Origin of the sequence: Treponema zioleckii (genome assembly GCF_014737315.1) — a bacterium.
Lineage (GTDB): Bacteria > Spirochaetota > Spirochaetia > Treponematales > Treponemataceae > Treponema_D > Treponema_D zioleckii.
This window is the reverse complement of the sequence record NZ_JPUF01000020.1, coordinates 14,887-37,269: the sequence shown is the minus strand read 5'-3', so window position 1 is coordinate 37,269 and position 22,383 is coordinate 14,887. Positions and strand designations below refer to the sequence as shown.

22 protein-coding genes and 1 tRNA gene are annotated in these 22,383 nt (G+C 41.6%); 5 read left to right on the top strand and 18 right to left on the bottom strand.

Annotated elements, in window-relative coordinates:
• Window positions 1-104 precede the first annotated feature (104 nt).
• Window positions 105-998, bottom strand: coding sequence for a formyltetrahydrofolate deformylase (gene purU, locus JI65_RS06985; protein WP_191014657.1), 894 nt, complete (start codon window positions 996-998; stop codon window positions 105-107).
• Window positions 999-1,146: 148 nt separating this feature from the next.
• Window positions 1,147-2,451, bottom strand: a complete 1,305-nt coding sequence (locus tag JI65_RS06980; protein ID WP_191014656.1) for a M18 family aminopeptidase — start codon at window positions 2,449-2,451, stop codon at window positions 1,147-1,149.
• A 139-nt stretch (window positions 2,452-2,590) separates the two neighbouring features.
• Here JI65_RS06980 and JI65_RS06975 point away from each other — a divergent pair, with 139 nt between their 5' ends.
• Window positions 2,591-3,514, top strand: a complete 924-nt coding sequence (locus JI65_RS06975; protein ID WP_191014655.1) for an ABC transporter permease — start codon at window positions 2,591-2,593, stop codon at window positions 3,512-3,514.
• A gap of 1 nt (window position 3,515) precedes the next feature.
• Window positions 3,516-4,301 (top strand): ABC transporter ATP-binding protein, encoded by a 786-nt coding sequence (locus JI65_RS06970; protein ID WP_191014654.1) that lies wholly within the window; start codon window positions 3,516-3,518, stop codon window positions 4,299-4,301.
• A gap of 72 nt (window positions 4,302-4,373) precedes the next feature.
• Here JI65_RS06970 and JI65_RS06965 read toward each other — a convergent pair whose 3' ends face one another.
• Window positions 4,374-4,826, bottom strand: coding sequence for a 4a-hydroxytetrahydrobiopterin dehydratase (locus tag JI65_RS06965; RefSeq protein WP_191014653.1), 453 nt, complete (start codon window positions 4,824-4,826; stop codon window positions 4,374-4,376).
• Between the two features lie 277 nt (window positions 4,827-5,103).
• Here JI65_RS06965 and JI65_RS06960 point away from each other — a divergent pair.
• Window positions 5,104-5,191, top strand: a tRNA-Leu gene (locus tag JI65_RS06960).
• Window positions 5,192-5,307: 116 nt separating this feature from the next.
• On the opposite strand, the gene JI65_RS06955 is transcribed toward JI65_RS06960, so the two are convergent.
• The 7 genes from JI65_RS06955 to rpsP form a co-directional block, all read right to left on the bottom strand.
• Complete coding sequence (locus tag JI65_RS06955; RefSeq protein WP_191014652.1) at window positions 5,308-5,637, bottom strand: hypothetical protein; 330 nt, start codon at window positions 5,635-5,637, stop codon at window positions 5,308-5,310.
• Window positions 5,638-6,015: 378 nt separating this feature from the next.
• Window positions 6,016-6,393 carry a YraN family protein gene (locus JI65_RS06950; protein WP_191014651.1) on the bottom strand — a complete coding sequence of 126 codons (378 nt, stop codon included), beginning with the start codon at window positions 6,391-6,393 and terminating at the stop codon, window positions 6,016-6,018.
• A 584-nt stretch (window positions 6,394-6,977) separates the two neighbouring features.
• Window positions 6,978-7,442, bottom strand: coding sequence for a 50S ribosomal protein L19 (gene rplS / locus JI65_RS06945; protein WP_422822278.1), 465 nt, complete (start codon window positions 7,440-7,442; stop codon window positions 6,978-6,980).
• A gap of 16 nt (window positions 7,443-7,458) precedes the next feature.
• Window positions 7,459-8,220 carry a tRNA (guanosine(37)-N1)-methyltransferase TrmD gene (trmD, locus tag JI65_RS06940; protein WP_191014650.1) on the bottom strand — a complete coding sequence of 254 codons (762 nt, stop codon included), beginning with the start codon at window positions 8,218-8,220 and terminating at the stop codon, window positions 7,459-7,461.
• Window positions 8,221-8,224: 4 nt separating this feature from the next.
• Entirely contained in the window at window positions 8,225-8,860 is a 636-nt protein-coding gene (gene rimM, locus JI65_RS06935; RefSeq protein ID WP_242457189.1) for a ribosome maturation factor RimM, read from the bottom strand.
• Between the two features lie 7 nt (window positions 8,861-8,867).
• The gene (locus tag JI65_RS06930; protein WP_191014649.1) at window positions 8,868-9,101 is read right to left on the bottom strand and encodes a KH domain-containing protein; all 234 of its coding nucleotides are present in this window, start codon (window positions 9,099-9,101) and stop codon (window positions 8,868-8,870) included.
• A 20-nt stretch (window positions 9,102-9,121) separates the two neighbouring features.
• On the bottom strand, window positions 9,122-9,370 hold the full coding sequence (gene rpsP / locus JI65_RS06925) for a 30S ribosomal protein S16 (protein ID WP_191014648.1): 249 nt from the start codon (window positions 9,368-9,370) through the stop codon (window positions 9,122-9,124).
• 288 nt (window positions 9,371-9,658) lie between these two features.
• Here rpsP and JI65_RS06920 point away from each other — a divergent pair, with 288 nt between their 5' ends.
• Entirely contained in the window at window positions 9,659-11,473 is a 1,815-nt protein-coding gene (locus tag JI65_RS06920) for a methyl-accepting chemotaxis protein (RefSeq protein ID WP_191014647.1), read from the top strand.
• Between the two features lie 158 nt (window positions 11,474-11,631).
• On the opposite strand, the gene JI65_RS06915 is transcribed toward JI65_RS06920, so the two are convergent.
• The gene (locus JI65_RS06915; RefSeq protein WP_191014646.1) at window positions 11,632-12,555 is read right to left on the bottom strand and encodes an RluA family pseudouridine synthase; all 924 of its coding nucleotides are present in this window, start codon (window positions 12,553-12,555) and stop codon (window positions 11,632-11,634) included.
• Between the two features lie 379 nt (window positions 12,556-12,934).
• On the opposite strand from JI65_RS06915, the gene JI65_RS06910 reads away from it, so the two are divergent.
• Entirely contained in the window at window positions 12,935-13,963 is a 1,029-nt protein-coding gene (locus tag JI65_RS06910) for an NAD(P)-dependent oxidoreductase (protein ID WP_191014645.1), read from the top strand.
• 135 nt (window positions 13,964-14,098) lie between these two features.
• Here JI65_RS06910 and JI65_RS06905 read toward each other — a convergent pair whose 3' ends face one another.
• The 7 genes from JI65_RS06905 to JI65_RS06875 all read right to left on the bottom strand — a co-directional run bounded on the left by JI65_RS06905 (window position 14,099) and on the right by JI65_RS06875 (window position 22,229).
• Window positions 14,099-14,413, bottom strand: a complete 315-nt coding sequence (locus JI65_RS06905; protein WP_191014644.1) for a hypothetical protein — start codon at window positions 14,411-14,413, stop codon at window positions 14,099-14,101.
• 164 nt (window positions 14,414-14,577) lie between these two features.
• A complete protein-coding gene (locus JI65_RS06900; protein WP_191014643.1) occupies window positions 14,578-15,840 on the bottom strand; it encodes an argininosuccinate synthase in 1,263 nt (420 codons plus the stop codon).
• Window positions 15,841-15,999: 159 nt separating this feature from the next.
• Entirely contained in the window at window positions 16,000-16,914 is a 915-nt protein-coding gene (locus tag JI65_RS06895; RefSeq protein ID WP_242457188.1) for a M28 family peptidase, read from the bottom strand.
• A 160-nt stretch (window positions 16,915-17,074) separates the two neighbouring features.
• Window positions 17,075-18,214 carry a molecular chaperone DnaJ gene (dnaJ, locus tag JI65_RS06890; RefSeq protein WP_191014642.1) on the bottom strand — a complete coding sequence of 380 codons (1,140 nt, stop codon included), beginning with the start codon at window positions 18,212-18,214 and terminating at the stop codon, window positions 17,075-17,077.
• Between the two features lie 205 nt (window positions 18,215-18,419).
• A complete protein-coding gene (gene dnaK / locus JI65_RS06885) occupies window positions 18,420-20,375 on the bottom strand; it encodes a molecular chaperone DnaK (RefSeq protein WP_191014641.1) in 1,956 nt (651 codons plus the stop codon).
• A 115-nt stretch (window positions 20,376-20,490) separates the two neighbouring features.
• Window positions 20,491-21,117, bottom strand: a complete 627-nt coding sequence (locus tag JI65_RS06880) for a nucleotide exchange factor GrpE (protein ID WP_191014640.1) — start codon at window positions 21,115-21,117, stop codon at window positions 20,491-20,493.
• Window positions 21,118-21,239: 122 nt separating this feature from the next.
• Window positions 21,240-22,229 (bottom strand): hypothetical protein, encoded by a 990-nt coding sequence (locus JI65_RS06875; RefSeq protein WP_191014639.1) that lies wholly within the window; start codon window positions 22,227-22,229, stop codon window positions 21,240-21,242.
• Window positions 22,230-22,383 lie beyond the last annotated feature (154 nt).

Genomic DNA, 22,383 nt, shown 5'->3' with positions numbered 1-22,383 from the left:
AATAAAATTGCAGTTAACAGCAATTACGTGTCATTATCGGGCACCCCGGTAATGACATTTTTTTTATCCGCAAAACCTAGCAAATCCCAGCTTTCACAACAGTTTTATTGTTCAATAATGAACGTCCTACCATCGTGAATAAAAATATTGTGATTGAAATATTTTTTTAAGCCCTCAACCAAAACCCGTCTTTCAACGTCCTTGCCTATTTCAACAAATTCATGGATTGAATTCGTATCTTTTACGCGCACAACGTCCTGATAGATTATAGGCCCCTGATCCAAATCCTCGTTCGCAAAATGAGCAGTGGCGCCAATAAGCTTTACGCCCTTTCTCCACGCCTGATCATAAGGCTTCGCACCTTTGAACGCAGGCAAAAATCCGTGATGAATATTTATAATTTTGTTGTCCCAGCGTCTCGTAAACTCCGGCGAAAGAATCTGCATGTAACGAGCCATACAAACCACATCAATCTTGTATTGGTCAAGAAGAGCCTGAATGTCGGCCTCGCAAGCAGGCTTTCCTTTTAACGTGTCAATCTGAAAAAAAGGAATATGAAATTCAGTCGCAATCGAACACAAATCAGGGTGATTCGAAATAATGACAGGAATATCGCAGTCAAGCTGTCCGTCAGCATGTTTCAAAAGAACTTCGTAAAGACAATGCGAAGTTTTGCTCACCAAAACTGCCATCCGCTGTTTTACAGACTTGTCGTAAAGCTTCCATTCCATATCAAATTTCTGAGCGATTTCAGAAAATTCTGCCATAAACTTTGCGGGAGAAAAAATCCGCACTGGCTCACCCCCCTTAGATTCGTTCGAAGAAACAGAAATCGCAGGCGCCTCAAACGTTATTCTGCAAAAGAACATTCCCAAATCAACCGAAGTGTGCTGCGCCAAATTGAGCAAATTTCCATCATTCTGGGCTATGCAAGAAGTTATAGCCGATATAAGACCGCTTTGATCGCGACAAGTCGCCGTTAAAGTATAAGTTGCCATATTCATAATCCTAAGAGTAAATTATGAATAGTAATTAGTCAAGTTAAAATATCAAATGTTTAGTCAGATTTTTATAAAATAATACTTGTCAAATCACATTAATGCGTATAATCTAACATTATGACTAAATTTGACAAGTATAAAAGTACTAGATTAATTGAAAGCTACTTTCATAAAATTCGCGGATTGCCTTGAACATAAACTCAGGGTCCTTTGAGCCCGCACTTTCATACGGTGAATGCATTGCCCACTGAGCAAGCCCAATGTCAACGGAAGGAATGGAAACTTGAGTGTTGCTTATGTTTCCTAAAGTCGAACCGCCAGCAACATTGGAATTGTTCGTAAAAATCTGGTAAGGCACCTGTGCGTTTTCGCAGACTGTTTTAAAGAATGCCGCGCTTACAGAATCAGTCGTGTACTTTTGTGCGGCATTGAATTTTATGACGATTCCGCCGTTAACTTTCGGCTGGTTAACAGGATCCGCTTTATCGATATAATTTGGGTGAACCGCATGTGCGTTGTCCGCACTAACATTAAAACTGTTTGCAAGGGCAGTGAGATATTCCTCACGGGTTCGGCCAAGAGAATCGTTAATTCGGCTCAACGTGTCACTCAAGAACGTAGAAGCAGCCCCCTGACGAGACTCGCTTCCGACTTCCTCATTGTCAAAGACGCAATGAACTATACAATTGGATTCGTTTTCGGCATTGAGGAATCCCCTGAACGTTGTATATGCACATTCAAGGTCGTCAATTTTCGGGCTCGAAATAAATTCGCTCTCAGCCCCCCAAAAAGCTGGCTCCGAGCGATCGTACAGGAACAAATCGTAAGAAATAATTTCAGACTCGGAAATGCCTTCAGATTCGGCGATGATAGATTTTAGGGAAAGTCCATCATTCATCGTCATAACAGGCATCATTTCGCCCTGAACGTTTATTTTGTGGCCGTCATTAGCCTCGCGATTCATATGAATTGCAAGGTTTGGAATCATAAGGAGGTTTTTATCAAAATTAACAAGACGTTGCTCCAGAACGATTTTTCCGTCGGCATTAGAGACTTTTAAAATCACCCGCCCGGCAAGAGAAAGCGGTCTGTCAAACCACGGATTCAAAAGCATTCCGCCGTATTTTTCAACATTCAACCGCACACATCCTGCTGCCTTCATCTCAGGATTTTCCTTCACCTTGAACGAAGGAGAATCGCTGTGACTTGAAGAAATCATAAATCCCAAAAAATCAGACCTGGGAATCGAAAAGGAGATAATGGAAGAATCATTTCGCGTAACAAAATATTTTCCGCCGGCTTTGAGCGACCACTTTTCGCGCTCGTCAAGCCTCTCAAAACCTCTTGCACAAAGCTCTTCTGCAAGATTTTGTATCACATGGAAGCAGCTCGGACTTTTTTGAATGAAATCCAAAAGTTGCGAAGCAAAGTTATTTTTATAGTTTTTCATAAATTATGATTCTAATGAATTTTACGGAGGAGTTCTATTTACAAATGATTTTGAGACCGTTAAAACGCCTGCAAAAATCCACCTGCAAAATCAGTTTTGGTCTTTTCATACATCATTTTGTAAATTATAATTTTGCACTATGAATTTCTTAGCTATTTTAGGTGCCATGCATGGTGCCGTCGCGCAAGGCGTACTTTGGGGAATTATGACCTTGGGCGTTTATCTTACATTTCGTATTCTCAACATCGCAGATATGACCTGTGACGGCTCGTTCGCTCTTGGCGGCGCAACGTGCGCAACCCTAATCTCAAAGGGAATGAACCCGCTTCTTGCAATTGTAATCTCGTTCATGGTCGGAACGATTGCAGGACTCATCACAGGACTAATGCACACAAAACTCAAAATCCACGAGATTCTAGCCGGGATTCTCTCGATGATTGCACTTTACTCAATCAACATTCGGATTATGGGGCGCTCAAACATTCCTCTGCTCGGCGTAAAAACCGTAGTTTCAAACTTGAAAGATAAATTCAACCTTTCGATTAATTCCGCAACGTTAATAATCGGAATCATATTCTGTATTGTTTTAGTGATTGCATTATACTGGTTCTGCGGAACAGAAATCGGTTCAATGTTACGCGCAACGGGCAACAATGAGCACGTAGTAAGAGCAATGGGCGCAGACACTGACAAAATGAAGCTTATCGGTCTGATGATTTCAAACGGCCTCATCGCCATGAGCGGGGCGCTTGTAGCACAAAGCCAGGGGTACGGCGACGTCGGAATGGGAACCGGAACCATCGTGGTCGGACTTGCCTCAATAATTTTAGGAGAAGTGATTTTTGGAGCTTTGGGCAAGAAAATGCCGTTCTGGTTTACGCTGATTTCGGTTCTTCTCGGATCCGTTGTCTACAGAATCATAATCGCGGTAGTTTTGCAGCTTGGCCTAAAATCAACCGACTTAAAATTGCTCACGGCCGTAATCGTCGTCCTCGCCCTCTCAATTCCTGTCATAAAAAAACATGTGGCTCATCGACGAAAAGCCATGCCGGAGGCAAAATAAAATGCTCGAAATTTCACACGTATCAAAAACTTTCAATCCTGGCACAATTACTGAAAAAAAAGCCCTTCTTGACATAAACCTTACACTCGAAGACGGAGATTTCGTAACCGTAATCGGTGGTAACGGAGCAGGAAAATCCACGTTGCTCAACTTGATTGCCGGCGTACATTCCTGCGACACCGGAACTATAAAGCTGAATGGCAAAGACATAACAGAAATGCCAGAATACAAGCGAGCAAAATATCTCGGAAGAGTTTTTCAAGACCCAATGTGGGGAACGGCCGCAAATATGGAAATCGAAGAAAACCTGGCGATGGCCTACCGACGCGGAAAACAACGAACCCTTGCATGGGGAATCAAAAACGAAGAACGAGCTTTGTATCAAAAGAAGCTCGCACTTTTGGAGCTTGGGCTTGAAAATCGAATGAACAGCAAGGTAGGTCTTTTGAGCGGCGGGCAGAGACAAGCTCTCACATTGCTTATGGCAACCCTGCAAAAACCTGAACTTTTGCTTCTAGACGAACATACAGCCGCGCTCGACCCAAAAACGGCGCAGAAAGTCCTGGAACTTACGGACCATTTTGTGCGAAAAGACCACCTTACGGCGTTCATGGTCACGCACAACATGCGTCACGCAATCCACTACGGCAACCGCCTGATAATGATGATGAAAGGCGAAATTATATACGATGTCCGTGGAGAAGAAAAAAAGAATCTTAAAGTTGAAGATTTGCTTGCAAAATTCGGAGCCGCAGGCGAATTGAACGACAGAATGATGCTAGGATAAAAACAAAAAAAGCCTAAAAATATCACTTTTCAAAAAAAGTTGACTGATTTTTAGGCTTTTTTTATTCACATATTATTTTGACGTGTGCTGAACGTAAAGCACATCAGAATCCTTGTCGTACAAAAATGTGTAAAGATGCGTCGTCGTTGAATCCTTTGTCGTATTTTTACGAATCGTCAAGGCATAAGTATACCCTTCCTTCTTCATAATCGGCTTCAACTCCTCATCGAAAAGAACTGTTTTTTCAAAATTTCCAACATTGAAATATTCAGTTATCGTCTCTTGAGGACCTATACCCCAACCATTTTTATTCAAAATCTGTTTAACACGATTATTACGCTGGGTCTCGGTCTTAAAAGCAAAAATCTTCAAAGACCTTCCAAACTGTTTCGCATTAAACTCATACCAAACATAATTTTCATCATCAGCACTCAGAGCCTTTGTCTGTTGCGGAGCCGCAAAAACAGCACTCATTGCCGATGTAAGAAAAAGAATCAAAATAGCTGAAATAATTTTCTTTGTCATAAATTCCTCCGTGAATAAATGCCACAACAAATCAGGCACCTATTAATTCTCGTCCTAAAACTCAGCAAACATTAAAAACGTCCTTAAAAACTAAGGTTCACTTAAAATAATATCATAAAATATACCTGAAAACAAATACAAAATAAGAAACGACGAAAAATCGCAACAAAAAACATCACCTTTCAAAAATGCAAAGGATTTTTTTTCAAACCTATATATTGCTCTTGAATTTCCATTAATTTTATGATAAGATAATTTCATTGTCGCAAGACATGTTGCCAGGATGGTGGAATAGGTAGACACAAGGGACTTAAAATCCCTCGACAGCTAATACCGTCGTGCCGGTTCGATTCCGGTTCCTGGCAATTTTTTTTTGCCCGCACAATAAAAACTCAAATCGACAGCAATTCTAACAACACAATTCCAGACACACAAAAAAAAGCGTTTCCCGCAATCAAAATCACAGAAAACGCTATTAAATCTATTTTACCTGACTATACAAACTGGCCATCGTATCGCGCCACTCACCACGCTTTTCACGATTCTCCCACTCAATAATCTTAACGATTCTAAAACGCCTCAAATCATGGGGATTGTCAAAATGCAAGATTGCAAACCGACCTTGACCAATATAAGTAATATTTTCGTTCGCCTCGACTTTCTCAGAATCCTTCAAAATCTTTAACACGCAACCAAAATGAACAGGATTTCCAGAGCCTTTATTGGCTATTGCATTCTCGATTTCATCAATTCTATTGCCACAAATCTCGCAAACCGGCAAATTAGCTTTGAACGCTTTGACAGCATTCATATTTTCTATATAGGAACTTCTTGAGGAATGCTGAAACTGAGACTGTCTCGATGACGAACGGCGACTTTTTTCTCGCTCCCGATCCATGTCGCCACGATTTCGCCGAAAGCCACTTCCCCATCCACGATTCCGTCGGTTATCCCTCGAATCTCTTAAATCCTTCTCGCCCCTTTCACGGCGATATGAACTATTATCACTTCGACTCACGAGTTCTCCTTACAAAAGAAGGTTCACTATCCTCAACTATTCGCCTGCTTAAAACCTGCGCAATTCTTGAAATGGCAGAATTAACATACCTAGGATTTTTTATTTTTTCCCGTAATTCCAAAATTCTTGGTGAACAATTTAATATGGCAGCGCCTGTTTTTGAAGAAGAAGTCATACGAACTCCGAAAATGCATCTTGAATATGATAAACAGAATCAAATCCGGGCATATCAACTACCACCACATCAAAACGGATTTTTCTGTTACTATATTCTCGATTAGTTAACAGAAAAAATTTAGACGTTTCGATAATTCTTTTTTGTTTTCTTTTATCAAGTTCACGTGCTAATGTTTCGGCATTCCCGCTGGGCAGTGTCTTCACCTCAACAAAAACAAGAATATCTTTTGTTATCGCTATTATATCAATTTCACCATGTCTTGTCCGCCAATTTCTTGCTATTATTTTATAACCATTGTTAAAAAGATAGCGAGCGGCCTTATCCTCCCCAAAATTACCGACAACTTTCGTATTGTGATTAGACTTATCCATTAATCATGCGGTCAAAACGTTCAAAAACAACCGTCTCCTAAAAAACCGACTCCAAATCTTCTACTTCATCAACACCAACAAGTTCTTCTACTTCTTCACCGTCTGTTGGAATAACGGGCTCAGTAATAACATGCCCAAAAGTAAGCAAAAAAGGAATATGCTAACGTGTCAATGCTGTCATATGATACAATTTTACAGTCTTGCCTTCCGCAAGAAACATATTTTCACCATCATCAAAGAAAACTGGCGCTGAGAAACGCATTCCTAATCTAATTTCGTCGCAGGATATTTTGTTAAAATTTCTCATAGTTAGCCCCTTAGCTATTTGTTGGAACGAAAAAAAACGCTAACAAACACATCTCTAAAAAGTATTCAGAGATTCTCATTATCAGAATTGGATTATACCATTATTTTAGCCAATTCAATATAACATATCTTAAAGTATAAACGGAATTTAACATTATTAAAGAAATTCGGTTTTAAAAACTCTAAAAACTCTAATTTCCTTAACAGTTACAAATTCTTTAAAACAAAAAAGGCACCCCAAAACTGAAGTGCCCTTTTTGTAATATTAATTTTACTGACTATTTTTTTGCAGCTTCTTTAGCTGCATTCTCTTCTCTTGCCTCAGCTACAATTTTAGCCTCAACAGCTTCCGCAGCCTTAGTCAAATCGCGTGACCACTTGAGGTAGTCAACTGCCTGCTGACCAACAAGCTCCTTAACTTTTGCATCCTTACCAATCTTGTCGCGGAGGTAGTAAAGCTTAGAGCGGCGAACTTTACCAACACGTACAACCTCAACTTTGATTACACGTGGGCTGTAAACCGGGAACACACGCTCTACACCAACACCGTAAGATGTCTTGCGAACTGTGAATGTCTTGCGAATACCTTCGTTCTTGATGCAAAGTACGATTCCTTCATAAATCTGAATACGTTTAGTTTTACCTTCGATAATCTCGAAGTGAACTTTTACTGTATCACCAACGCTGAAGTTGAGCGCGTGCTCATTCTTCTGCTGCTCTTCAATAGTTCTAATCAAATCCATGATTATTTTCCTTAAATCAATTTCTTTTACGAACACGCTTTAACGAAACATGATTCGTAATTTCCTCAATCATCTTTTCAGCTTCTGCAGTCAACGAACCTGTCATTCTTGCCGCACTGATTAAATCAGGGCGATTCGCAAGCGTTTTTTCAAGTCGCTTTTTCAGCCGCCACTTCCGAATAAGTTCATGGTTTCCAGAAGTAAGAACCTCCGGTACAGCCAAGTCCTTGTATACAGCCGGGTGCGTATACTGAGGATATTCCAAAAGTCCGTCAGAATAACTTTCCTCTTCCAATGACTCCTGCGTTATAACGTCTTTTACAAGTCGGTAAACAGCATCGATAACAACCGTTGCCGCAACCTCTCCGCTCGACATAACGTAATCTCCGATGGAAATTTCGTCATCAACGTAAGAATCAATGATTCGCTGGTCAATACCTTCGTATCGCCCGCAAATCAGAACGAGTTCATCTTTCTGACTAAGTTCCTGCGCTTTTTTCTGTGTAAAGGGCTTTCCACTCGGCGTGACGTAAATCACGTGTTTTTTATAAGCCTTCACACTATCCAAAGCACGCCCGAGAGGCTCAGCCATCAACAATTGACCGGCTCCGCCCCCATACGGTTTGTCATCACATGTTTTGTGTCTATCAAAGGCAAAATCCCTGATATTCACTAAATCGTAGGCAATAATTCCCCGTTCAACCGCCTTTGCCATGATTGAGGTCTCAAAAAAAGCCCGCGGAATCTCAGGAAATAAGGTCAGCACAGTAAATTTCATGGAATTACTCCAGAATCCAGAGGTGCATCAACTGTATCTTCTTATTTTTAACATCAACTTTTCCAATAAAACCGGCTTCGCCTTTCAACGGCACATAAACCGTTCTAAGTTTTCCGTCGGAATCATATTTGACGTTATCCGCAAGAAGATTGCAATCCTCGGCCAGGACAACCTCAAGGAGGTCACCAGAACCGCCTTCCATTACGTTTGTGATTGTTCCCACTTTTTGTGGTCCAAATCCGTCTTTGCCCTCATAAACGAGAGCGCACTGCTTAAGGTCTTCAACATACCACTCATTTTCGCCCAAAGGACAAGCCTTTTCACGAGGAACGAGGATTTCCCAGCGGTTGTACTTTTGCACAACTTCCGGGGAGTCAATTCCCTTAAGTTTCATATACAAGTCACGGCCACCGTCTTTTACGTATTCGACAGAGAATTTTTTAGATTCCTCAGTCTTGCCGTTCCTCAAAGTAACTTCGGTCATTTCCGAAAAATGTTCGTAACATCCAGAAGCACTTTCAATTTTGAATTCACCAGAAATTCCATGGGAACCTCTGACAAAACCTACGATAAACATTCCTGCAAAAGACATTTCTGCAAACGTCTGCGTATCGATTTTCTGATTATTCGATTTTTCCACAGTTCACTTAGTCCAGTATTTCCAGGCTGTAGCGTTTACCGTCCTTACTGGCAGAAGCACTCAATACCGTGCGCAATGCTTTAGCAATACGGCCATATTTGCCGATAACCTTACCGATATCACCCTGGGCTACGCGAAGTTCCAAAATGGTTCCACGCTCGCCTTCGGCTTCATTTACCGAAACTGCACTGGGGTCATCGACCAATGATTTTGCTATATATTCAATCAGGTCTTTTTCCATTCCCCGCTACTCCCGATAAATTATTTTAAAGTAAAGCCTTTCTTGTTAAAGATTTTGCGAACAGTGTCTGTAGGCTGTGCTCCAACTCCAATCCAGTACTTAGCGCGATCTTCGTTGAATGAAATCTGAGATTCTTCACCAGCGATTGGCTGATAAATTCCAATTTCCTCGACAGTTGTACCATCACGAGGTTTGCGTGCATCCTGCACTACGATGCGGTATGTTGGTCTTGCCTTTGTACCGGATCTCTTGAGTCTGATTTTGACCACTTTATTCCTCCAAAGGACTCGCTTTTTGCAAGTCCTCAAATATAATCTATCAATTGAAAATAGTAGAATCGAATCTAAACTATACAGTTTTTAAGGCTGATAGTCAATAACTCCAAAAGACAGATTTGTCAATCAGAAATTCATCAACTATCTAAAAAACTTTTAAGTTCAAACTCTTGATTATTTATTAAAATCATCTTAATTTTAAAATGAAAAACAAACAGAATTTTTATTTTTTTCAGTCTCATTCAATGTTATAATATTTTCCGAATCCTTCAGGAGGAAAAAGTGCATTCTTTAAAAATTCGTTTTATTTTTGTATTTTCAATATTCACCTTGCTATCTTGCGTAATAATTTCGGTAATAGCCGCAACAAAAATCGTAAAAATCGGTGAGGAAATCGCAAAATCGCAGGGCACCCCTGCCGTAAACAAAGCAATATCAATCATTCAGGAATTTGATTTTCAGGAAATTGCGACCAAACAGGACGCTTCGGATCCAGACACGGAAGAACTCAGAAAGCGACTTTTAGATTTAAAAGAATCAGTAGGCTGCCAATATCTTTTTACGATGATTCCAAGTTCCGGAACCACTTACAAATACATTATTGACGGCAGTTGTGATCCGAGCGACACAGAAAATTTTTCGCCGATGGGCACGGACGAAGACATAGGAACCTGGGGAAGCGCTCCTTTTGAAGCAATGGAAAGCCACGATGTCACTTGTTCAGGAATAACAAACCAGAACGAATGGGGCTGGCAAGTAAGTTCTTACAAAGCAATACGAAATTCGGCCGGAACTGCGATAGGATTCGTGGGATGCGACTATGACCTTACAGAATTTGTGTCCACGATGAAAAAACAGATTATCACGCTTTCAATCATCAGTATTGCGTTCGTTATTCTCGGAGGAATAATAATCCATCTGTTCTCAAACACGATTTTTGGCACGATGAAAGAAATTTCTTTGGCAATGGAAAAAATCTCGCAGGGAACGGCAGATTTAACGCAAAGAATCCCCGTAAAAAGCAAGAACGAGCTCGGAAATCTTGCCGAAAACTGTAACAAAGTAATTCAGAGCCTCGCGTCTCTCATGGACAAATTGCAGCACGAAACGCAGGTTTTGAGCACGACGAGCATTCAGCTTTCAAGGAGAATGGACGGCCACATTCAGACAATCAGTTCAACGGCAAATTCAGTGCACGAAATCAACGACAGAGTTTTTTCGCAAACCGACAAAATAAACGTGGTTTCTGACGGAATCCAAATCGTAGAAAAAGAAATTAAAAATCTTGATTCAAGAATCAACGACCAGACATACGCAATCGAACAGTCTTCTTCGGCAATCGAAGAAATTTCTGCAAACATTCAGTCCGTAAACCGAAACGTTTCGCTTATCAGCGCACAGTACGACAGTCTCGTTCAAGAGGCAAGAAACGGAAGCCGAATCCAAAACGAAGTCAGCGACCAGATTAACGAAATTTCCCTGCAGTCGCAGAACCTGAACGAAGCAAACGCGGCAATTTCGGCAATCGCGGAGCAGACGAACCTTTTGGCCATGAACGCCGCAATCGAAGCCGCGCACGCCGGGGAACTGGGAAAAGGATTCAGCGTAGTTGCGGACGAAATTCGAACCCTTGCCGAAACGAGCGCAACCCAGTCAGCAGAAATCAGGACTTTGCTCGAAGGAATTTCGATAGCGATTCAAGAAATCGTTACGTCTTCAAACAACAGCTCTCTCGCATTCGAAAACGTCGGCTCAAAAATCGGACAGATGGACAAACTGATGCGTGAAATTCAGGCAGGAATGAAAGAAGAGAATGCGGGAGTCGAAAATATTTTGCAGACGATGAAGACACTCGACACGACGACAATAGCAATTACGGAAGCGTCTTCAACAATGAAAAAAGAAAGTTCACGCGTATTTACGGAAATCAACAATCTGCAAGAACTTGCGGAAAACACGCTGGACCATTCGAAAAACGCGGCAAACAATATAGAAGAAATGAAGCACGCGGCTGAAGAAGCCGTTCTTGCAAGCAAAACCACCTGCGACGCCACAAATAACGTGGCTTCAATGATTACAGGATTCAAAGTGAATTAAAACCGAAAGTCCTTGCCGTGCAGATACGGCAGGGATTTTTTTTAGTAAATTCAAATTCGAATTTTTACAAAGTCTATCATTCGGAACAACAATCTTGTCATTCCGAACCTGGTTCGGAATCTTTTTTTTGCACCATGACAGAAAACTCGAAATTTGGTCTAGTAAAAACCTTCCGGAAGGGGCGCGCTCACCGTTACGTTTTCTCCGGTAACAGGATGCGGAAAAGTAAGAGTTTTTGCATGAAGCATTATTCGAGTATGATTCTTGCCGCCGTAAAGCTCATCGCCAAGAATCGGTAAGCCAACGGACGAAAGATGAACTCGAATCTGGTGAGTTCGTCCTGTAAGCGGTCTGCATTCTACGAAGAATACTTTTCTGGAGCCAATAAAACCGTTTCCGACGACAGAAAAATCGGTTTCTGACGGAAGACCGTCTTTAGTCAACTTTCCCCATTTTGCAGCCTGGCTTTTGGGACTGATTCTTCCCATCAACATTTTTACAGAAAATTTTGACTCAGAAGGCTCAGCAGAAACCACGGCACGGTAAATTTTTGTGGCCGTGTGCTTTTCGAACATTTCGTGGCAAGGGGCATTCGCGTCGCGTTTTTTTGTAAAGAGAATAACGCCGCTGGTTTCTCTGTCCAATCGATGCATGATGCCAGCATACGGCGGATTTCGGAGAGTCGGGTTTTCGCTCCAAAGATAACGCACGACTGCGGCATGAAGATTGTCACGAGAACCGACCATTCCCGCCTCGGTCGGGAAAAAAGCAGGTTTGTTAACGACAATTATCGATTCATCCTCAAAAAGCACGTCTTTTTTTGTCAAATCAAATTTTATGTCATCAGGAGTTTTTTCATAAAAAAGCTTGTCTTCATCAATCAAAATAGAGATTTTAGAATTTTCCCGAACAACAAAGGCCGGAATCCTAACCTGATTTCCATTTACGCTCACGCTTCCGGCTATAATCATTCTGCGGATTTTTGATTTTGAAACATCTTTTTGAATCAATTCGGGAACTTTTTTTTGTAAAAATTCGTCCAAACGCTGTCTTTCGGCTGATTTTATCGAAAAATTTTTCATTTTATTTGTAAACCATGCTGATTTTCAATTTATTATATGGAATTGTCAAGTGTACTGAACCTCCACTCAGAATGTCTGAAAACTGAATTTTCTAGTGTCACCCCGAACTTAATTCTAGGTCTATTACACTACAGATAGCGCAGATACCGAAATAAATTCGGTCTGACGACAATTTTTTAGGCGACGTAGCGGACTCCAGAGCAGATTTTTGCATTCAACAACTTATAATGCGGAAAATGTCGTAAAAAGCTATTGATTGTTAAATTTGAATTCAGCATAGTTATAAAGGTTTTTTTAGAAAAATTTTATTTAAGATATACATACAAACCAAAAAAAGTAGTATAATTATTGAATATAACTTAAAAAAAGAGGTTCTTCTATGGAGTCAGAAATTAAAACAATTCACGTTGCATTTTTTAGTGCGAGAAGCTATGACGAATATTTTTTCTCAAAATGCGCGGAATCAGAAGAATTTGATGACACCGAATTTGTTTTTGATTTTTTTGAGAATAATCTGACAGAAAAAACTGCAACCCTTTCAAACGGACATGATGTCGTCTGTATTTCTGAAAATGACGTTATCACAGAAGAAATTGCGAACGAACTTGTTGCAAATGGCGTAAAAATCCTTGCGCTCCGCTGCACAAGCGTAAAAAACATCAATTTGTCGGCAATTCCAGCACAACTCGCGGTCGTAAGAATTCCTGCATATTCAGAGCACGCAACTGCCGAATACGCAGTGGCGCTTTTGCAGTCTCTTAACCGAAAAATTCACAAAGCCTACAATCGCGTGCGTGAAGAAAATTTCTATTTGGACGGATTCGTCGGAACGGAGATTTTTGGGCGCACAGTAGGAATTATCGGTGTTGGGAACATCGGAAAAAATCTTGCGGAAATTTTTAAAGGATTTGGCGCAAAGATTCTTTTGAACGACTCTACCGCTGACCAGAATTTTGCAAACCGCATAAGCGCAGAATACATCAATCTTGAAGGTCTTTTTAAAAATTCCGACTACATATTCATCAGCTGCCCTCTTACGCAGCAGAGCCGGCACATAATCAACAAGCAATGCATTTCATTGATGAAGAAAGACGTTCTTATCGTAAATATCGGACGAAGCGCGCTTATTGATGCCACGGCCCTTTTGGACGCACTTGTTTCAAAGAGAATAAAAGGCGCAGCTTTTGACTCTTACGAGGAAGAAGAAAATATTGATGCAATCGATTGGGACGAAGAAGAATCTCTTGAAGAATTCAAAAATAAATTGATTCAGTTGCCGAACGTGCTTTTTACAAAACACCAAGCATATCTTACACAGGAAAATTTGGAGAAAATATCACTCACAACTTTAAAGAGCGTCCGTTCGATTATTAACGGCGAATCTTGTGAAAATCAAATTAACAAGTAGTTAAAAATAGGCATAGCTTATCGGGCAAAGCCCGATACAAAAACTTTTTTAGCAAATTGCAAAACAAAAAAATGCTGATTAGCACTCTCCAAAAAATTCAGGGCGTTAATCAGCATTTTTTTCAGCGGTAAGTTGTTATTTTGTGTGCCTGTCAGAAATATCATCAAAAATATTGTAGCCAGAAGTATTTTTCATACGACCGCTACCAGAAACAGAACGGGCAATATCAGTTTCGACTTTTCCGGTATTTCTCATACCGGTTGCAACAGCCTGTCCGACATTGCTAAGTCCTTCATAGTTATATTGATAAAGGTCTGGTCGTTCCTCCGAAAACCTGTAAATTACAACGGAAAGCGAAAGAAACAGTACGACGGCCAAAACAGCAAAAATCCCAGAAACGACTTTTGCAATTGTGTAAATGTCAGTTGTGTAGCGTTCATTATTATTCATATTTTTCCCATCCATTCTAACTAAAAAATCGGAATCTTTTATAAACGGCATAAGCTATTTTTCATCAATTTTTGCATGCCGCGCACTGATTATTGCAAAAAAAAGCCGCTTGCAATAATCGCAAACGGCTCAGAATCATCTAAAAATAACTTTTTGATTCAATTTTACTCAGTCGGTCTTTTTTTGAGATTCTTGCTTTCGGCAATCGCTCGTCCTTCGCCAACTTTCTGCTCCATCATCGCACGAACTTTGAGAGGAAGACCAAAGAGAGTGATGAATCCCTGAGCGTCCTTATGATTGTAAAGGTCGCCTGTCGTGAATGAAGCGATGTCTTCGTTGTAAAGGCTGTATTTTGAATCAGAGCCAGCAGCACGAATCTGTCCTTTTACGAGCTTAACTTTTGTCCAACCGGTGACGGTTTCCTGAGTTTTATCGACGAACGCCATAAGAGCGTCATACAACGGCGTGAAAACCTTTCCGTCGTAAATAAGCTCGGCAAGTCTGAGTGAAACCTGCTGCTTGTAGTGGTAAGTGTCGCGGTCAAGACAAATGTGATCCATCATGCGGTGAGCAAAATAAAGAATCGCTCCGCCTGGAGTCTCATAAACACCACGAGACTTCATTCCGACGCAACGGTTCTCGCAAATGTCAACAAGACCGACACCGTTTCGTCCGCCGATTTTATTAAGTTCTTCCATAAGCTCCAAGCCGTTCATTTTTTTACCGTTAAGAGCCACAGGAATTCCTTTTTCCCAATCAATCGTAACGTACTCGCCGTCTCCAGATTCTTCAGGCACGGTCGTATTTTTTAGCATGTGCTTATAATTAGGTTCGTTAGAAGTTTTTTCGAGCTCCAACCCTTCGTGAGAAATGTGCCAGATGTTCTCGTCGCGCGAATAAGACTGGTCTTTCTTCATAGGAACTTCAAGTCCGCGGTCTTCAAGGAATTTAATTTCAGCATCACGGCTGTCCATGTTCCATTTGTCATCACGCCAAGCCGCTATTACACGCAAATCCGGGGCAAATGCCTTAATTGCAAGTTCAAAGCGAACCTGATCGTTGCCTTTACCCGTAGCACCGTGGCAGATAGCAACTGCACCTTCCTGGCGAGCATATTCCACGAGGATTTTTCCGATGAGAGGTCTTGCAGTAGAAGTTCCCAAAAGATACTCATCCTCGTAAACGGCATTTGCTTTGAGAGCAGGCCAGATGTATTCTTCGATATACTCCTGACGGGCATCAACAACGTAGCAAGCAGACGCGCCTGTTTTTAGCGCACGAGCCTTTATAGATTCCCAGTCATCGCCCTGACCAACGTCAATACAAACTGCGATAACATCATAATCATAGTTTTCTTTGAGCCACGGAATGATAACGGTTGTATCAAGTCCACCTGAATAGGCAAGAATTACTTTATCTTTAGCCATTGCGTTCTCCCATGCAAAATGCATTTTTTTGAATAAATATGCAAAAATTATACATATTTATACATATTTATTCAATAGAAACTTAAGAGTTTAGCGGGGATTCCGCAGAAGGAACTTGTAACTGCCAAAATCTGCACTTTATAATGCGCCAGCCACTCACTATGCCAAATCTTTTCGGAATGCGAGGGAAAGGAGGATTTTTCGCATAAAATCAAAGCTTTCTTCGGTAAGGCTCAGATGATTGTCCATCTCGGTGTGGAACATTCGCCACGTTACAGGCATTTTTTCTTTGTACTTGAATTTAAAAATCTCATCTTCAACCGACAAAGCCGAATCACAATTCTTTACGAATTTTTCAAGAGTTTTGTCAGCCATAAGATTCTTAAAATACAAAGTAGCCTCTTCTTTTGGCAAAAAAGTGATTAGAACAGCAGGTACGCCACAAGCAAGAAATCCCGCGTTGTCACTATATGGAGTCGGAAGCGTCATCCACGAACTGAACCCGGTTGCCGAAGAAGAATTCAAAAGTTCCTGAGCACGTTCATACAAATCAAAAAAATCGTTTTTGAATTTTCCCTTGATTTTTGATTCCGTGCCCGCTGTTGAGAGAACGGCCACAGTTCCGCGCCCGCACGAATCAAACACAAAAACATTGTCAGTCACAAGGCCATTCTTTTTGAGACGCTCAGCAAGCGAAAAAGCCCCCTGCTCCGTAACGCCGCCCTCTCCAAGCTCCTCGCCGTCAGTAAAAATAATCCTGATGTTGTGATTTCTGAACGTATTTTTTGAAAGCTCAACAGCGAAATCCGCAATCATAAGATTGGCCGCACTGTTGTCGTTCGCAGCAGGAGTACCCTTAACTCGGTCATAATGAGTAACGACTGTCTTGATTTTAAAAGTCGGGTCGTAACTGGTTGAAGGGAAATTCACGTAAAGATGATTTTTTCCTTCAATTTGAAGCACAGTGGATTTTACGCCATTTTTTAAAAGATAATTTTGAAGAAAAGCCAGGCGGTCACAATCAGGAGAAATGTACTCCAAAAAATCGGCCTGCATTTTTTCGGGAATAGCCATAATATTTTATCGGTAAGATTGAGCAGGAAATGCAGAACGAGCATGTACAAGGGCAAAAAACTGTTGCTCGTCCGTTTCGAAGATAAAAAAAAGGAAACGTTGCAAGTTTCTTAAAAAAGTTAACTCGTACGTTTCCGTTTCTTTCCCGCCCAACAGATTTTTATTTTAAAGAAGAAAGACGAACGCATTTTGGGGAAGTTGTCGCATTTTCGATGCGAGCATATTCTTCCATCAAACGGCGCTGTTCGCTGTTCATTTTTGTTGGAACCTGAACCAAAACTTTTATGTAAAGGTCGTCTTTTCGTGAAGAATTTGTTACAGGAACGCCTTCCCCGCGGATTTTAAAGAGCTTTCCGTTCTCTGTGCCAGCAGGCAATTTGAATTCAATCTCTTTTTCATCAAGAGAAGTGATTTTTAACGTAACTCCAACTGCAGCCTGCGCAAATGTTACAGGAATAGCGCAATACAAATCCTGTCCGTCGCGCTCAAAGCACTCGTGGTTGTCAACGTTAAGAATTACAACGAGATCACCGGCAGGACCGCCGTTCGCACCAGCATTTCCCATGTGCGGAATAACAATTCTCTTTCCGTCGTCAACGCCGGCCGGAATAGTCAACGTCATGCGCTTCGTAACAGTCTCGAAGCCTGAACCACGGCATTTTGAACACGGTTTGTCGATTGTAGTTCCAGTACCGCCACAAGTAGGACAAGTCTGCTGAACAGCAAAGAAACCTGCGCTGCGACGAACCTGCCCCATTCCGTTACAAGTCGGACAAGTTTTTCGACTAGAACCAGCCGCGCCCCCAGTGCCATGACACTCAGTACAAGTTTCCTGATGTCTGAATACAATTTCTGATTTTGTACCGTACACAGCTTCCTTGAACGATATATTCAAATCATAACGGAGAGTTTCGCCCTGTGCAGGATCGCTTGCAGAACGTCTTCGTGAAGAGCCACCGAATCCGCCGCCAAAAAGATTTTCAAAAATATCGCTGAATCCGCCGCCGCCAAACAAGTCGCTGAAGTCATGGAAGGCATGGCTGTATCCGCCCTGCGCTCCGCCGCCCATGCCGTCAAGACCTGCAAATCCGTACTGGTCGTAAATCGGGCGTTTCTGGTCATCAGAAAGAACTTCGTAAGCTTCTGTAGCTTCCTTAAATTTTTCCTCAGCCTCTTTGTTTCCTGGATTTCTGTCCGGGTGATATTTTACAGCAAGTTTTCGGTAAGCCTTTTTTATATCGTCTTTAGAGGCTCCTTTATCAACTCCAAGAACTTCGTAATAATCTCTTTTTGATACCATATCTCTACTTCCTAATAAATAACAAAAACGGTCATTGCGCACGTCGAGTTTTCCGACATGCTCAAAAACAGCTCTTGAAATCTGTAAGAAAAATTTACCCCCACCGCAAAGTGGAGGTAAACTCTATCTTAACGAATAAATCTTTCTATTGAAAGATTATGGTCTCTCTAAAAACTCCAAAATTAGATATTTTTAGAGATTTCCATTATTTTTTCTCATCGTGAACTTCGTACTCAACATCGTCTGCGCTGCCTTTGTCGAATCCGCTGTTTGAAGATGATGAACCAGCGTTTGCATTAGATCCAGCTCCGCCCTGAGCACCTGCTCCAGCGGCACCAGCCTGTGCACCCTGCTGTTTGTAAAGTTCCTCTGCAATTTTGTAAGAAGCCTGTTTGAGAGCCTCAGTCTTAGCTTTGATGTCTGCAACGTCATTGCCTTCAAGAGCCTTCTTCAATGCAGCTACAGCGTCTTCAACTGCCTGTTTATCAGCTCCAGAAACTTTGTCTCCAAGATCTTTAACGTTCTTTTCAGTAGCGTAAATCAAACTGTCAGCTTCGTTACGAACATCGATTGCTTCACGCTGTTTTTTATCTTCGTCGGCATGGGCCTCGGCATCCTTAACCATTCGCTCGATTTCTTCCTTGCTGAGTCCTGAAGATGAAGTAATCTGAATGTGCTGCTCTTTTCCAGTTCCCATATCTTTTGCAGAAACGTGAACGATACCATTTGCATCGATGTCGAATGTAACTTCAATCTGTGGAACGCCACGTGGAGCGGCAGGAATTCCTTCGAGGTTGAAGTTTCCGAGAGTCTTGTTCTCAGAAGCCATCTCGCGCTCACCCTGAAGAACGTGGATTGTTACAGCAGTCTGTCCGTCAGCCGCAGTAGAGAAAATCTGGCTCTTCTTTGTAGGGATTGTAGTGTTGCGAGGAATGAGTTTTGTCATTACCCCACCCATAGTCTCAATACCGAGAGAAAGAGGAGTTACGTCAAGAAGAAGAACGTCTTTTACATCTCCTGCAAGAACACCACCCTGAATTGCGGCACCCATAGAAACAGCTTCGTCCGGGTTGATTCCTTTCAAAGGCTCTTTTCCGAAGAAGTTCTTAACAACTTCCTGGAATTTTGGCATTCGTGAAGAACCACCAATGAGGAGAACCTCGTTAATCTGGTCTTTTGTGTATCCAGAATCTTTGAGAGCGTTCTGGCAAGGAATAAGAACTCTGTCCCACAAACTCTGTGTCATTCTCTCGAACTCTGCGCGAGACAATGTTTTCTGCAAATGTTTTGGTCCGGTTGCATCAGCGGTGATGAACGGAAGATTGATGTCTGTTGTAGTCTGGTTTGAAAGAGCGATTTTAGCCTGCTCAGAAGCGTCTTTGATACGCTGCATAGCCATTGCATCTTTTGACAAGTCGATTCCAGTGTCAGTTTTGAATGCGTTTACGAGCCAGTCAGAAATTGCGTTGTCCCAGTCAGCACCACCGAGGTGAGTATCACCGTTAGTAGCTTTTACTTCAAATACACCGTCTGCCATATCAAGGATTGTAACATCGAGCGTACCGCCACCTTCATCGATTACGGCAAGAACTTTCTCCTGATTTTTGTCTTCTTTGAGACCGAATGCGAGAGCCGCAGCTGTAGGCTCATTGATGATTCGTTTTACGTTCAAACCAGCGATTGTACCAGCGTCTTTTGTAGCCTGTCGCTGAGCATCGTTAAAGTAAGCAGGAACAGTGATAACTGCGTCTGTTACAGTCTCGCCGAGGTAATCCTCTGCAGTCTTCTTCATTTTCTGCAAAATAAATGCAGAGATTTCCTGTGGTGTATATTCTTTCTGCTGTCCGTTGTCAGTTACAGAAACAACTACGTTCTCGCCCTTCTGTTTGATTTCGTATGGAACGCGGCTCAACTCGTCCTGAAGGTCGCCATAACGCTTTCCAATAAGTCGTTTTACCTCATAAACAGTATTTTTTGGATTTGTGATTGCCTGGTTCTTTGCAGACAAACCTACGATTCGTTCACCCTTTGCAGTAAAACCAACGATAGATGGAGTGATTCGTCCACCTTCCGAATTCTGAATAACAGTTGCAGTTCCGTTTTCCATTACAGAAACTTCTGATGTTGTAGTTCCAAGGTCAATACCAATAATTTTTCCCATATTATTTTCCTCCAGCAAAGCAATTTCCAAAGCTAGTGAACTCTAGAAATCGTCTTTCGCGTATATAATTTCGTTTTAAGCTATGCAGAACGCCTTACAGCACCTGCACATTTTGTTATGCCTTCGGTTTTAAAACCATTACTTTGGCATGTCGAATTACTCTGTTTTTGAGTTTGTATCCCTTCAAATAAACGGCTGCAAGCTGCTCTTCCTTTACGTCGCCTTCCTGCATTCCAATTGCCTCGTGGATTTCTGGATCGAACGGGTCTCCTACGGCACCGTAGCTCACGAGGTTGTATTTATTCTCAAGCATACTTACCAAAGATTTGTTAATCATCGTTACGCCGTCGGCAATTGTTTTTGGATCTGTCGCGGTGGCAGCGGCCTCAACAGTGCGGTCAAAATTGTCAAGGCTGTCAAGCAAATCTTTGAGAAGGTTCGCATTCGCATAATCAAAAGCGTCCTGCTTCTCCTGAATCATTCGCTTGCGGTAATTGTCAAAATCTGCTGTCTTTCTAAGATACATGTCTTTAAGCTCGGCATTCTCTTTTTCAAGGCGGGCGATTTTTTCTTCAGGAGTCTCCTCTTTTTTTTCAGATTCAGTATTTTCAGTTTTGTTTTCAGACTCTTCTGGATTCTGAGTTTCAGAAGTAGCCTCTGGCTCTGCCTGTGCGGTATTCTCAGTCTCCGCTTTTGCAGATTCTTCTTTGATTTCTTCGTTTTCTGTTTCGTTGTTAGCCATTAGATTCTTCCTAATAAAATTCTTTTAATTGTAAAATAATAAAATCCGGTTTAAATCGTCAACTATTTTTTTTCAATTTTATTCATTTTGAAGTATTTTTTGATTTTTTTTCGATTTTTAGCCTAAACATAATGATATTCAGGTCCTTCGCCGCCCATAAAAACTTTTACGCGACTGTTCTCAATGATTGAATTGTCAAAAAATGACTGAATATCGAACGCACCTCCGCCCAAAAGTTCGTCAGGATTATAGTTAAGCTCAACCTCGCCTTCAAGATTCTCGCCGTAACAGCGGCTCAGCGCACCGTTAAGCCGAACGATATTGCTCACCACCGTGAAAAGGTCGGCCTTATTTTTCTCTTCGTACTTGAACTTCAAGAATTCAAGCTGCATTTTTTCGATTTCTGAATGGGAAGCAAGCGCCACGTTCCATGAACTTTCAAGCCCGCAATTGTTCAATGTCTGCCATTCGGAAAAATCCTGAAAGAATTTTGAGGCATTCATTTTTAAAGGCTTCAATATAGAAAGAAACCACGTTACTGCCCGCCCATACGAATAAAAAGTTTCGATTGCGTATGAAACCTCGCGCATTTTTTGAATGTCTTGCGTCGAAAAAGTTGCCGTCGGTTTTGGCATTTTTGCGGCGGAGTTTTTTTCGAGCTGAGGAAAATCAATATGATTCGGGTAAAGCGAAAGCGCAAAATCAAGCCGGTCACGGAAAAGTTTTACGCTGTCGCCGTCTTCCGCGGCAAAATCCATGTCAAAGCCAAAAACCAGCCCCAAATTGTTAAAAGTCTGCGCTCGGCGCGAGTAGAATTTTTTGTCAAAAAGATAAGTTCCGCCCTTGCTCGTGCCACAAAGCGGAATTTCAAGGGTGCAATAGAGATTCGAAACAGCCCTGCAAACGTCCAAATCGAGTACGTCGGCATTTACAGGAAGAGTCAGGAAAAGTTCAGGGTATTTTTTTTCAACCAAATTAAGGAATTTAAGGAGTTTTCCTTTGTGCGACAAAATTTCTTCATCCTGCAAAGTGAATTCGGTGATTCCCTTATTTTTAAAATCTTCAATCGACGACTCTATTTCTGATGATTTAAAAGAAAATGTTTTTTCCATTAAGAATCCCTGCGTTTGATTTTTTATACAAGTTGCCTTGAAAAGCACGGTCGGTTTTTGGCATGGCTGAAGGTGGCTTCGGAAAATCGCTATGCTGTGAAGTGCTCAACCACCAAACTCTAAATATTATTGGTTGTTGAGCGGAGTCGAACCC

Bases quoted from the DNA above. Each gene is read 5' to 3' on its own strand.
- purU (WP_191014657.1), bottom strand. From the start codon at position 998: ATGGCAACTTATACTTTAACGGCGACTTGTCGCGATCAAAGCGGTCTT.
- JI65_RS06980 (WP_191014656.1), bottom strand. From the start codon at position 2,451: ATGAAAAACTATAAAAATAACTTTGCTTCGCAACTTTTGGATTTCATT.
- JI65_RS06975 (WP_191014655.1), top strand. From the start codon at position 2,591: ATGAATTTCTTAGCTATTTTAGGTGCCATGCATGGTGCCGTCGCGCAA.
- JI65_RS06970 (WP_191014654.1), top strand. From the start codon at position 3,516: ATGCTCGAAATTTCACACGTATCAAAAACTTTCAATCCTGGCACAATT.
- JI65_RS06965 (WP_191014653.1), bottom strand. From the start codon at position 4,826: ATGACAAAGAAAATTATTTCAGCTATTTTGATTCTTTTTCTTACATCG.
- JI65_RS06955 (WP_191014652.1), bottom strand. From the start codon at position 5,637: ATGAATGCTGTCAAAGCGTTCAAAGCTAATTTGCCGGTTTGCGAGATT.
- JI65_RS06950 (WP_191014651.1), bottom strand. From the start codon at position 6,393: ATGGATAAGTCTAATCACAATACGAAAGTTGTCGGTAATTTTGGGGAG.
- rplS (WP_422822278.1), bottom strand. From the start codon at position 7,442: ATGGATTTGATTAGAACTATTGAAGAGCAGCAGAAGAATGAGCACGCG.
- trmD (WP_191014650.1), bottom strand. From the start codon at position 8,220: ATGAAATTTACTGTGCTGACCTTATTTCCTGAGATTCCGCGGGCTTTT.
- JI65_RS06930 (WP_191014649.1), bottom strand. From the start codon at position 9,101: ATGGAAAAAGACCTGATTGAATATATAGCAAAATCATTGGTCGATGAC.
- JI65_RS06915 (WP_191014646.1), bottom strand. From the start codon at position 12,555: ATGAAAAATTTTTCGATAAAATCAGCCGAAAGACAGCGTTTGGACGAA.
- JI65_RS06910 (WP_191014645.1), top strand. From the start codon at position 12,935: ATGGAGTCAGAAATTAAAACAATTCACGTTGCATTTTTTAGTGCGAGA.
- JI65_RS06905 (WP_191014644.1), bottom strand. From the start codon at position 14,413: ATGAATAATAATGAACGCTACACAACTGACATTTACACAATTGCAAAA.
- JI65_RS06900 (WP_191014643.1), bottom strand. From the start codon at position 15,840: ATGGCTAAAGATAAAGTAATTCTTGCCTATTCAGGTGGACTTGATACA.
- JI65_RS06895 (WP_242457188.1), bottom strand. From the start codon at position 16,914: ATGGCTATTCCCGAAAAAATGCAGGCCGATTTTTTGGAGTACATTTCT.
- dnaJ (WP_191014642.1), bottom strand. From the start codon at position 18,214: ATGGTATCAAAAAGAGATTATTACGAAGTTCTTGGAGTTGATAAAGGA.
- dnaK (WP_191014641.1), bottom strand. From the start codon at position 20,375: ATGGGAAAAATTATTGGTATTGACCTTGGAACTACAACATCAGAAGTT.
- JI65_RS06880 (WP_191014640.1), bottom strand. From the start codon at position 21,117: ATGGCTAACAACGAAACAGAAAACGAAGAAATCAAAGAAGAATCTGCA.
- JI65_RS06875 (WP_191014639.1), bottom strand. From the start codon at position 22,229: ATGGAAAAAACATTTTCTTTTAAATCATCAGAAATAGAGTCGTCGATT.